A 12,648-nucleotide genomic window follows, 5' to 3' on the forward strand; every position below is an offset into this window, starting at 1 on the left:
TGATTTTAAGGTTTTGATCTTTAACTGTCAACTGTTCACTGTCAACCGTCAACTGAATTTAAGTATCCTTTCCCCCTCGCATCCTGATTCAACTCACAGATCATATCCCTCGCTAGCTCCATCTCATCACTGATCTTATTCCCGATAAACCAGACCCTCCCTTCAGGATAAGTAAGCGACCTCCCTGACCTACCAGCCATCTGAATCAGAGTCTGATGATTAAAGATATAGTCCCAATCAGCAAATAAAACCAGAACATTGGCCTTCTCCACCGTTACACCCCGCTCCATAATCGTCGTTGACACCAAAATTGGATAATCCCCTGCCAAAAATCCTTCCCGCTTCTCTTCCCGAGATTGATCCTGAGAATGGCTACCTTGTACCCAACTGACCCCATTGACCTCTGGGAACTGATCTCGTAAATACTGAACAACAAGCTCCACTAAATCCCTACTTGGAACGAAGAGAAAGACCTGAGCTCCATCTCCCTCAACCGATAACCACAACTTGTCCAAGACAAGCTGGGCCAACTCTACAGTCCCCTGATCCTGATCATACTCCAGCTCTGCCCTCAACAATTCAGGCTCTGGAAGTGGATACCCATGATACCTAGCCGATAGCTTGATCAACTTCGATTTTCCCTCTTCTAATTCTGCAAACTCCTCTGGCCCAGGAGTAGCAGTCATATAGATAACTTGCCCTTCATCCTTTCTCGCTTCTTGGAGTACCCGCTTTAAGATCTCACTTCCTTGATAAGGAAAGGCATCCATCTCATCTAAGATGATCAGATCAAAAGCTTGATAATACCGCAAGACCTGATGGGTCGTGGCAATTACTAATTCTGCCTGCTGATAGCGTTCATCACTCCCGCCATAGAGTGCCTTAATGCTGACTTCAGGGAATGCCTCCCGTAATCTTTCTGCCAACTCAACGACCACATCCCGGCGAGGAATTGCAAATAGAACCTGTCTGCCTTGATTCAATAATTCGGCAATAACAGCAAAGGTCACCTCTGTCTTACCGGCTCCACAGACTGCCCAAACTAATGCTTGCTGATAATCCTGATATGTAAATTGAACCAACTGATCAGAGACATCTTGCTGTAGTGCTGTCAACTCAAATTCCAGCTCAGGCTCAATAAACTTTAAAATCGATTCATTCTTAACCGCTGGGATTAGATACAACGACCGACACAGTCTAGCCTCCCCCATCATCAGACAATCCTGACAATGATAATCTACACCTTCACAATAGCCACACTCGATCTCTACCACTTCCGTGCTTCCACAGCGTTGGCAAGTGATCGAACTAGCTCGATACTTAATTGCTGGTACAATCTCCAACCGACCTATCAATTTTAGATATAATAAAACCTTACTTAAATTGCTAACTACTAACTTATTACCTCTTATCAATTGTCTAATCTCACTATAATATAACTTCTGCCCCGCCACCAGCTGATAGACCTGTTCAAACTCCACTGCCCGAGGAAAAGAGGTAGCCAAGATCTCTTGGTGAGCTACCTCCTCTTTAGTAACTTTAGTTACCAGTTTGAACTTCCTTAACACCTCTACTATCTCTGCTCTTTTATCTTCAACTACCTTAGCCAACGGGTCAAAATCTAGGAAGAAATTAAACAATCCTCCCGCTACCAACCTACCATCAAAGTTGGCCCCGCTTCGTTCCTGACTGGTAGTTATCTTCTGATATAGATACTCTGCTACTCCCCAATCCAACTCCTCTGTCAACAGAAATAACTTACAGTCCTGATCTATAACCCCCTGCTGTAGATAATACTTAGCATCCAACTCAGGTAAGGTAGATAGACCAAGTAGATATTTAGTCTGATCTGCTAAGAGATAAATTATTGGGCGTTGTTGCTCCATCCCACCACCTCATTTACATTTATTTACAGTTATCTATATTTTACTATTTTGTTTCTGAGATGTCAATGGTTGCTAGTGATTAGTGACTAGTGATTGGTGCTTAGTGATTGGGAAAGAGCAAAGATTAAGTTTGTTGATATAAAGTGTAACTTCAATTGATAATTGATAGTTTAAAATTGATAGTTAAAAACCTTCAAAACCTTTGAATTTATGAGCTTGATCTTCAACTCTCAATTATCAATTATCAACTATCAATTGTTACCTTCCAAATGCAAAAAGAGCACGATATATCGTGCCCCTTTTATAGGATCCCCCTAGCAATTTAATTCTATAAAGCCTATGCTTCCTTAGGCAACAACTTCTTACCTGCAATTCCTGGCTCAGTCATCTCGATTGGATTTAATACCTCTGCTAACTTCTCTTCATCCATAATATTTTCATCAAGAATAATCTCCTTCACAGATCTATCCTCTCTTAGTGATTTCTTAGCAACTTCACATGCTTTCGCATAACCGATGTGAGGGTTGAGTGCCGTGACAATCCCTACACTATGTTCAACAAATCCACTACATCTTTCTTTATTAACAGTAATATTCTTAATACACTTTTCAGCAAAGATCTGATTGGCATTGGTTAACACTTTAATTGACTGTAATAGATTAAAGACTATCACTGGCATCATGACATTCAACTCTAATTGACCTGCTTCCGAAGCTAGAGTAATCGTCTGGTCATTACCTAAGACCTGGAAAGAAGCCTGATTTACCATTTCAGGAATTACTGGATTGACCTTACCAGGCATGATCGATGAGCCAGGTTGTACTGCTGGTAGATTGATCTCATTCAACCCTGCCGTTGGCCCGGAATCTAATAGCCTAAGGTCATTAGCAATCTTAGATAAACTACTAGCAAAAGTCTTTAACCGTCCTGATACCTCAACGAAAATATCGGTGTTTTGCGTACCATCAACTAAATTATCAATCGACTTCAAGTTTAGGCCTGTACTCTTTCTTAAATCATTAAGGGCCAACTCAATATATTTAGGATCAGCATTTAAGCCGGTTCCTATCGCAGTCGCCCCTAAATTGATCTCTGTTAGATCACTTCTAATCCCTGCAATTCGCTTCAAAAACCGATCAACTGCCTTTTGATAAGCCCCAAACTCCTGTCCTAATCTAATAGGTACAGCATCCTGTAGTTGAGTCCTTCCCATCTTCAAGATATCATCAAACTCTTCTTTCTTCTCTGCTAATCTCTCACTGACCATTGTAGCAGCTTCAACTAATCCATCAACCTTTCTTAAAGTAGCTATTCTGACTGCAGTAGGTATGACATCATTGGTCGACTGGGCCATATTGACATCAGTATTTGGGTGTACCCGCTCATAATCACCCTTCTTATAGCCTAAAATCTCTAATGCCCTATTAGCAATTATCTCATTAACATTCATATTAATCGAGGTGCCTGCCCCACCCTGAATCGGATCGAGTATAACCTCATCATCAAACTCTCCTGCTGCTACTTCCTCAGCAGCCTTGATAATAGCCTGTCCTTTATCCTTATTAAGATAACCTAAACTCATATTTGCTTTAGTTGCTGCTTGCTTGACCATTCCCAAAGCATGAATCAACTCACCTGGAATAGAAGCTCCAGTCACCATAAAGTTTTGAGCCGCTCTTTTACTCTGCACTCCATAATAAGCCCCATCTTCAATCTCCATCTCTCCTAAGAAATCCTTTTCAATTCTTGCCATTGGTATCCCTCCTAGAATTTATTGATATATAGACGTTAAGTTCAATTTGCAATATATAAAATTTACAATTGAAAATCATGAAGCCATTTTGCAATAAAGATTTATATTCATTACTTTAACTGATTAATGTATAAAAACTAAAAAGCTGCCCTTAACGGACAACTTCTGTTAGTTGTTTTAATATTCTTTTATTTCTTCAGTCAGTTTATCCTTCAACTCATCAATCTTACGACGAGCTCGTTGTAGGGCATTATCGACAGTCTTGACATTACACTCAATATCTAAAGCTATCTCTTTATAAGATTTACCTTGAATATACTGATCAAATACATCCCATTCTAGCTCGGTCAGCATCTCGCGTAATTGATAGGTCACTTCTGTTACTAATTCACGGTTGACATAATTTCTTTCGGGATCATTATTTTGGTCAGGCAAGATATCCAATAAAGTACGACCCCTTCCTCCATCATCCTTAGAATACTTCAATTTCTTATCGATAGAAGTGGAATTATTCAACGGCATGTGTTTTTGGCGGTTAGCTGTTTTAATTGCTGATATAAGTTGCCTGTTGACGCACAAATGAGCAAAACCGCGAAATGATGCTTCCCTCTTTACTTTATAATCTCTAATTGCTTTGTGCAATCCTACTAGCCCTTCTTGAATTACATCATCATTATCCAGCCCTTTAATATAAAATAATTTGGACTTGGCATAAACGATATCAATGTTGCTGTCGATTAGATATTCTTCAGCCAGCTTGTCCCCCTTTTGAGCTAATCCAATCACCTCATGTTCAGACATTCCTTCATATCTACTTTCTAAATCTAATTTTTTACTGGCTTCACTCATTATATCCCCACCTTGTGCGTTTTTTTTAGATTTCTACTTCTAATAATAAACACAATTAATTATATCACATCACTAATACCTAGTCAAAAATCAACTCAAAAACTCTTTAATTGACCTCATTAGTCTGACTAGCTGATGCTCTCTAACAGTTATTGCCTCTTGAGGGCATAACTCTTGACAACAAAGACATTTAATACAATCTTTCTCTTCGATCTCTAACCCCTCTCGATCAACAATCACATCTTGTGGACAACTTTCAACACAGCGTTGACATTCAATACACTCCTGCTGGTTAATCACAGGCTGTGATAATAAAGAGCCAAACAGAGGTTCTAATAACCAATTAGGCAATAAGCTCAATAAAGCATTAGAAGGCAAACGATACTCTCGTTGACTAGGTTGAAAGTTCCCTACTATCTTTATCTGTTGTAAATTATTACTCCCTAAACCTCGCTCTGCAGCTATCCGAGTAATTGGTACCTGATTTTCGGTATAACCCAAATAAGAAGCAGCAACTGTATCTAAAGCAACCAAATCTTGAGCTGCTAAAATAACCCCTACCTGACAGGTGTCTCCTGTAGCCCCTGGCCCATTTCCTTCCAAACCGACTATCCCATCCATCACTGCTAAATCAGGCTTGACTAATTCAAAAATATCAACAATCAACTCTGAAAAGTCAACCGGATGTGGACAACTACGATGATACTCCACCTTCTTCATTCCCGGAATACAACCATATAGATTCTTGATTGCTCCAGTAAATAAGGTCAAACTATGGGTCTTTAATTTAGGAAGAGACACCACCAAATCTGCTTCTAATAATATCTGAGGTAATGGAAAGTCATATTCATCACTACTGACTATCTCAGTAGAAATTCGATCAAAATTAATTACTTCAACACCTAGCTTCTGACAGACAGCCAATACTCCAGTCTTTTGAAATGCTTGTTCAGTCAGAGATTGATTAACCATCATCCCTCCTGAGCTCTCCCCTACTTTGACCTCTGCTCCTAATTCTTGAAAATATCTAATTACAGCTTCAACTACAACAGGATGAGTAGTAATTCCTGCTTGAGGAGGGTGAGGGCTCAATAAGTTTGGTTTTAATAATACCGTATCGCCTCTAGTTACTAATTGCTCAACTTGTAACTTAGTTAAAGCCTCTCTAACCTTCTCTATTGCTAATTTTGGTTCATAGTCTTGACAACCAGCTGCTACAACTTCCACCTTACCATCTCCCAACTTCAGGAAAGTATAACAATTAAATCCTGTATTTCTCCTCCTAATATAATATAGATTACAAACAGTAAAATTATAACTAAAATAACTAAAATTCCATATTCTAATAATTCAAATTCATCTTGCTTCATGTTAAACCCCCAAAAATAAAATCAATTTACAATTGATATTAAGTGTCAGTGTGAGTAGTTTGTGTGAGTAAAAGCAAAACCTTAGCCCTTATGGTTCTGATCTCACTCACACACACACACATAACTGACACATTATTGTAATTAATCTCTAGATTTTAACTATTAAATATTCATTATTAACTATTCACTGTTTTCCTGATGTTATTATATCAAAAAAATTATCGAAACAAAAATCATTTCCATAAAAAAAAGAGCTCTTTAACCCTATTTTAGGATTAAAGAGCTAACACTATTTATTTTGAAACTTACAAAAGGAGGCTTTACATTATAAAAAATAACTTAGAGTAGTAATCATTAGCACTTATCAAACCATCAGCTTATCCCAAAAATTACTACTCCAAGAACTCTAATACCTGAGTTACTTTTTTCACAATCATACTTATACTAAAAGGTTGTTCACAAAATTAACGATAATTATTTAAGTATCATAATCCAAAGACTTATAAACTTATGTTACTCATCTTCGTTAATCATATTATACCACAATAAATCAATTTGTCAAGTTTTTCACAAAGTTTTTTATTTAATTTAAGTGTCAGTGTGAGTAGTGTGTGTGAGTAAAAGCAAAACTTTAGACCTTATGATTTTGACCTCACCCACACTCACACACATAACTGACACATTATTGTAATTAATCTCTAGATTTTTAACTGTAAACTGTAAACCGTAAACTGTCAACTAAAAAAGGGCCAACCCCCTAAATTCAAGGAAGTTGGCCCTTCTTATTTCTAATCTCTAATCACTAATCACCAGTCACTAGTTACACTTTCTCCACCTTAACAGCTGATACCTTATACTCAGGAATCTTAGCTATTGGATCCAGCTCAGCATTGGTCAATCTATTAGCTGGACTTTCAGCATAGTGGAATGGCATAAAGACCTCACCAGGTTTTACTATACTACCTATCCGAGCATAAGTCTCTACTTCACCCCGACGAGAAGCAACCTTGACTCGATCGCCATCTTCAATTCCTAACTCTTTTGCATCCTCTACATTGATCTCAACATAAGCATCTGGCTCATGCTGATCAACAGCTGCTGAACGTCTAGTCATACTTCCACCGTGGAAGTGATATAACATTCTTCCAGTCATCATAATATAACTATACTCATCATCTGCTGCTTCAACAGGTGCAATATGCTCTACTGGATGGAAGATTCCCTTACCATGAGCAAATTCACCCTGATGCAAGAACTTAGTACCAGGATCATCTTGATCGGTACATGGCCATTGTAACTCCTCATCTTCTAGCCTATCATAAGAAATTCCACCATAGATTGGAGTTACTTCTGCTATTTCAGCCATAATCTCTGCTGCAGATGAATAATCCATCTCATAACCCATCCGCTTAGCTAACTCACAGAAGATCTGCCAGTCAGTCATAGCTTCTCCAGGAGCATCGACAGCTTTATTTACAAATTGAACCCGTCGCTCACTATTTGTAAATGTTCCATCCTTCTCTGCAAAACAAGCTGCAGGTAATACAACATCAGCAAATTCAGCAGTTTCAGTCAAGAAGATATCTTGAACTACTAAAAACTCTACCGCTTCTAAAGCCTCTTCTACATGTTGCTGATCTGGATCTGATAAGACTGGATTCTCACCCATCACATATAATCCTCTCAGCTCACCATCAGCTGCTTTGTTGATCATCTCTACTACTGTCAAGCCAGCTTCAGCAGATAATTCATCTACTCCCCAAGCATTCTCAAATTTCTCTTTAAGCTCTGGCTCTTCAACGCTTTGATAACCAGGATAGACATTAGGTAATCCTCCTAAGTCACAAGCTCCCTGTACATTGTTTTGACCTCTTAGTGGATTAACTCCTGTACCTTCTTTTCCTACATTACCGGTCAACATCGCTAAGTTTGCAATCGCAAATACATTAGCAGTACCTGATTTATGCTGAGTAATTCCCATTGCATAATAGATAGCTGCTCTATCTACAGAAGCATATGTCCGAGCCATCTCAATAACATCTTCAGCAGCAACCCCTGTAATCTCTTCTACCTTTTCGGGAGTATACTCCTTAACTGCCTCTTTTAAATCCGCGAAGTTTTCAGTTCTCTCTTCAACATACTCCTCAGCATACAACTCTTCTTTAATAATGACATGCATTAAACCATTTAATAAAGCAATATCTGTTCCTGGTTTCTGAGTAACAGCAATATCTGCTGCTTCAGTCAAACCAATATTTCTTGGATCAGCTACAATCAAGTTAGTTCCATTCTTAACAGCTTTCTTCATCTTACTAGCAATTACTGGATGTGCTTCAGTCGTATTTGATCCAGTTACAAAGATTGTATCTGCTTTTTCAACCTCACCAATAGAGTTTGTCATTGCTCCACTACCAAAACTTGCGGCTAGACCAGCCACTGTAGCAGAGTGTCATAACCGGGCACAGTGATCTATACTATTTGTGCCCACAACTCCTCGCATGAATTTTTGTAACAGATAATTTTCCTCATTAGTACATCTAGCTGACGTCAAAGCAGCAACTGCTTCGCCACCATCTTCTTCTGTAATTGTAGTTAACTTATCAGCTACATAATCTAATGCTTCATCCCAGCTTGCTTCTTCAAACTCTCCATCCTTTTTAATCAATGGCTTAGTCAATCGCTCAGGATGATCGACAAAATCATAAGCAAATCGTCCCTTAACACAAGTTTCTCCGATTGGGTTAGGGCTGTCTTCTTGATAGACAGAACCTACCTTGACGATCTTATTATCTTTAACCTTTAATTCAATCTGGCAGCCAACTCCACAATAAGGACAAGTAGTTTGAACAGATTCTAGCTCATACTCTCGACCTAGACCTTTAGCAGGCTTATAAGTCAAAGCCCCTGTTGGACACATCTCTACACATTGTCCACAAAAGACACAACTAGAATGATCAGCTCCTAAATCCTGATCGAAAGGAACTCCTACCTTTGATTGAAAACCACGCTCTGTAAAGTCGATCGCCCCAGAACATTGAACTTCGTTATCGACTCTAACACACTTACCACATAAGATACATTTATTTTGATCAAACTCGATAAATGGATTTTCATTCTTAACTTCAAACTTTTGCTCTTCCATTAAACCAAAGCTTGGCTCAGTAACACCATACTCATAAACTAACTCCTGTAGCTCACAAGCTCCATCCGCTTCACAAGTCATACAGTCATTAGGATGATCAGATAGTAATAACTCAAGGTTCATCTTACGTGCTGTAATAACCTTATCACTAGCAGTCTTAATCTTCATCCCATCAGTTACAGGTGTAGCACAAGAAGCCAATAAATTTCCACTTTCTGCATCTTCCACAACACAAATTCGACAAGAACCATGTAAGGTCAAGTCTGGATGATAGCAGAGAGTTGGTATCTCTATATCCAATTTATTAGCTGCATCTAATAAAGTAGCCTGTTGGTCAACTTCAACCTGTTGACCATCTATCGTTACAGTAATAGTATCCATTTTATCACTCCTTTTAATAATTTTAGTGCTCTCAGTTAAATTAAATCCTGTTATTGCAATGCTTCACAGATAATTAAATTTCTCTGCAGATCCGTCTAATTGAAAATTGACAGTTGACAATTGACAGTTAAATTCAAAACCATACAATCAAAACACTAAAACCATCAATATCTGCAAGATATTATACAATTAAACATTCTCATTTACAATATTTGTTTTTAACTGAGAATAATCAATTTATTTATTGGGTAATTGCATCGACTGGACATTTCTCTACACAAGCTCCACAAGCAATACATGCATCCTCATCAATTTGATGCTCTTCTTTAGCCTCACCAGAGATTGCATCAACTGGACAAGCATCTGTACAAGCAGTACAGCCTACACAAGCTTCTCCATCAATTACATAAGCCCCTAGTAACTCTTCACAAGCACCAGCTGGGCAATTTTGCTCATAAATATGAGCTTCATACTCATCACGGAAGTATCTTAAGGTACTTAAGACAGGGTTAGGTGCTGTCTGACCTAAACCACATAAAGAAGTACTCTTAATATTTTCAGCTAACTCTTCTAATAGCTCAATATCCCCTTCTTGTCCTTCTCCAGTAGTAATTCGCTCTAAGATATCTAGCATCTGCTTAGTCCCTACTCGACAAGGGGTACACTTTCCACAAGATTCACTCTGCGTAAAATCCAAGAAGAATCTAGAAACATCGACCATACATGTATCTTCATCCATTACAACAAGTCCACCAGAACCCATCATCGCTCCAACCTCAAGCAATGAATCATAATCAATCGTTAAGTCTAATTTATCCTCTGGTAAACATCCACCAGATGGCCCACCAATTTGAACCGCTTTAAATTCTTTACCATCATTAATTCCACCACCGATGTCATAAATAATCTCTCGCATAGTAATTCCCATCGGTACTTCTGCTAAACCAGTATTATTGATCTTACCAGTTAAAGCAAATACTTTAGTTCCAGTACTACCTTCAGTACCAACCTGCTTATAAGTTTCAGCACCATCTTGAATAACATCAGGTACATTAGCATAAGTCTCAACATTATTAATATTTGAAGGCTTACCCCATAATCCTTTTTGAGCTGGGAAAGGAGGTCGTGGTCGTGGCATACCTCGTTTACCTTCAATCGATGCCATTAAAGCAGTCTCTTCTCCACAAACAAAAGCTCCTGCTCCCTCTTTAATATGCAGATCAAAATTAAAATCTGTTCCAAATAAGTTATCACCTAATAGTCCATACTCCTCAGCCTCTTCAATAGCTATTCTTAATCTTTTAATCGCCAATGGATACTCTGCTCGTACATAAACATAGCCTTCATCAGCTCCAATTGCATAGGCAGCAATAACCATGCCCTCAATGATTCGGTGCGGATCTCCCTCTAAGAGACTCCGATCCATAAATGCACCTGGATCTCCCTCGTCTGCATTACAGATTACATACTTCTTATCACCTTCTGCTTCACTAGCAAATTGCCATTTAAGACCTGCTGGGAAACCTCCACCCCCACGGCCTCTTAAACCAGAATCTTTAACTTCATCGATTACTTCTTGAGGCGTCATCTCAGTCAAAGCTTTTCCTATCGCCTGATAACCTCCAGTAGCAATATACTCTTCAATCTCTTCGGGATCAATATGTCCACAATTTGCTAAAGCATTTCTCTCTTGCTTTTTATAAAAATCAATATCTTTATAAGATCGAACACTTTCATTAGTTACTGGTTCTTGATATAAAAACTCTTCTACTATTTTTCCTTTTAAGATATGCTCTTCAACCAACTTCTCCATATTCTCTGGTTTTAATTCACAATAAAATACACTTTCTGGATAAACAATAATCAGTGGCCCTTTTTCACAAAAACCATGGCAGCCAGTTTCTAAAACCTTAATCTCATCTTCTAAATCATGTCGAGCTAATTCATCTTCTAAAGAACTACGAACTTCTTTGCATCCTGAAGAAACACATCCCGTTCCTCCACAGATCAAAATATGAGATCTATAAATTGATTGCTCCATCTCTTCTTCCCTCCTCAATAAAATTATAATTACTGATCCAGTTTTAAATCTTCTAGAATATTACCATTAACAATATGCTCTTCAATAATCTGTTCTAGCTTCTCAGCAGTCACATTGCCATAAGTAACTTTAGATTCCTCTGGCAATTGAACAGTTACCACTGGTTCCTGATCACATTGACCACTACATTCTGTTTGAGTAACTATCACATCTAAATCCCGCTGATTAACTTCAGCTAAGAATTTCTTTAAAATCTCCCTTGCTCCAGCATCAATTCCACAATCATCCATACCAACAATAATTTGAGGTTTACCAGAGCTCTTTCTGACTCGTAGCTTCTTTTCAGCCTGCTCTTTTAACTCTGTTAATTCTGCTAATGATTTCATTCTTAATCACCTCCACTTATTTCTGCTAATCCTTAGTCTCGATATTGATCTAAGACTTCAGGTACCTTTTCTGGCGTCAATAAACCATGAGTATTATCATTAACCATAATTACTGGGGCCAACCCACAAGCTCCAATACAAGCAACTGACTCTAAAGTAAACTTAAGATCCTCAGTCGTCTCTCCATCATCTACACCTAACTCTTCTTTCATCTTATCTAATACCTTATCTCCACCTCGTACATGGCACGCAGTTCCCATACAGATTCTAATTATATTTTCACCACGTGGCTCTAGATGGAACTGAGAGTAAAAAGTCACTACTCCATAAACTTGACTAAACGGTACTCCTAAACCCTTTGCTATCTCCTGTAATACATCTTGAGGAAGATAACCATACTCCTCTTGTGCATCCTGTAAAACAGGAATCAAATCTTTTTCCTTGCACTCATAACCAGCCAATACATCATACAATGGGGCCAAATATTGCTCTTGATTTTCCTCAGCATTTCCACATGAACATGCCATATTTAAAATTCCCTCCTTTAGCTTGATAAATTTAATTTATGTGATGGATCTTACATCCAAAAGCAAAAATTTTCAGATAAATCTCATTATAACTAATCTAAGTACTGAGTAACACTTTTAATTATACATTAAAATCCCGACTTAATTCAACTAAATTTATTATTTTCTGAAATTTATAAAGAAAATAGATTTCACCTAAAAACTGTACAAAAAGATTAAGTCTAAGGTTAAGTACAACCAATAAACCATTTAAGCTTAACCCATAGGCAACCACAGGTTAAAACCTGTGGCTGAAATTAATCTTTTATCCTTA

Annotated in this window: 9 protein-coding genes; all 9 read right to left on the bottom strand. The window is 38.1% G+C overall.

Translation table 11 applies throughout. The features are described from left to right. Positions 1–41: 41 nt before the first annotated feature. The gene (locus tag MWH28_RS01500) at positions 42–1,886 is read right to left on the bottom strand and encodes a DEAD/DEAH box helicase (RefSeq protein ID WP_248617496.1); all 1,845 of its coding nucleotides are present in this window, start codon (positions 1,884–1,886) and stop codon (positions 42–44) included. Positions 1,887–2,223: 337 nt separating this feature from the next. Continuing rightward, complete coding sequence (locus MWH28_RS01505) at positions 2,224–3,639, bottom strand: aspartate ammonia-lyase (RefSeq protein WP_248617497.1); 1,416 nt, start codon at positions 3,637–3,639, stop codon at positions 2,224–2,226. A gap of 177 nt (positions 3,640–3,816) precedes the next feature. Continuing rightward, positions 3,817–4,488 carry an RNA polymerase sporulation sigma factor SigH gene (sigH, locus tag MWH28_RS01510; protein ID WP_248617498.1) on the bottom strand — a complete coding sequence of 224 codons (672 nt, stop codon included), beginning with the start codon at positions 4,486–4,488 and terminating at the stop codon, positions 3,817–3,819. A gap of 90 nt (positions 4,489–4,578) precedes the next feature. Then, entirely contained in the window at positions 4,579–5,715 is a 1,137-nt protein-coding gene (locus MWH28_RS01515; protein ID WP_248617499.1) for a DUF362 domain-containing protein, read from the bottom strand. Positions 5,716–5,732: 17 nt separating this feature from the next. Next, positions 5,733–5,858: a hypothetical protein gene (locus MWH28_RS12790; protein ID WP_282580089.1), complete on the bottom strand. Its 126-nt coding sequence runs from the start codon at positions 5,856–5,858 to the stop codon at positions 5,733–5,735. An 820-nt stretch (positions 5,859–6,678) separates the two neighbouring features. Then, positions 6,679–9,381, bottom strand: a complete 2,703-nt coding sequence (gene fdhF, locus MWH28_RS01520; RefSeq protein ID WP_248617694.1) for a formate dehydrogenase subunit alpha — start codon at positions 9,379–9,381, stop codon at positions 6,679–6,681. A 241-nt stretch (positions 9,382–9,622) separates the two neighbouring features. Next, entirely contained in the window at positions 9,623–11,422 is a 1,800-nt protein-coding gene (nuoF, locus tag MWH28_RS01525; protein WP_248617500.1) for an NADH-quinone oxidoreductase subunit NuoF, read from the bottom strand. A gap of 29 nt (positions 11,423–11,451) precedes the next feature. Continuing rightward, complete coding sequence (locus MWH28_RS01530; protein ID WP_248617501.1) at positions 11,452–11,808, bottom strand: (2Fe-2S) ferredoxin domain-containing protein; 357 nt, start codon at positions 11,806–11,808, stop codon at positions 11,452–11,454. Between the two features lie 32 nt (positions 11,809–11,840). After that, on the bottom strand, positions 11,841–12,335 hold the full coding sequence (gene nuoE, locus MWH28_RS01535) for an NADH-quinone oxidoreductase subunit NuoE (protein WP_248617502.1): 495 nt from the start codon (positions 12,333–12,335) through the stop codon (positions 11,841–11,843). Between the last annotated feature and the right edge of the window lie 313 nt (positions 12,336–12,648).

It is taken from the genome of Natroniella sulfidigena, assembly GCF_023223645.1.
GTDB lineage: Bacteria > Bacillota > Halanaerobiia > Halobacteroidales > Halobacteroidaceae > Natroniella > Natroniella sulfidigena.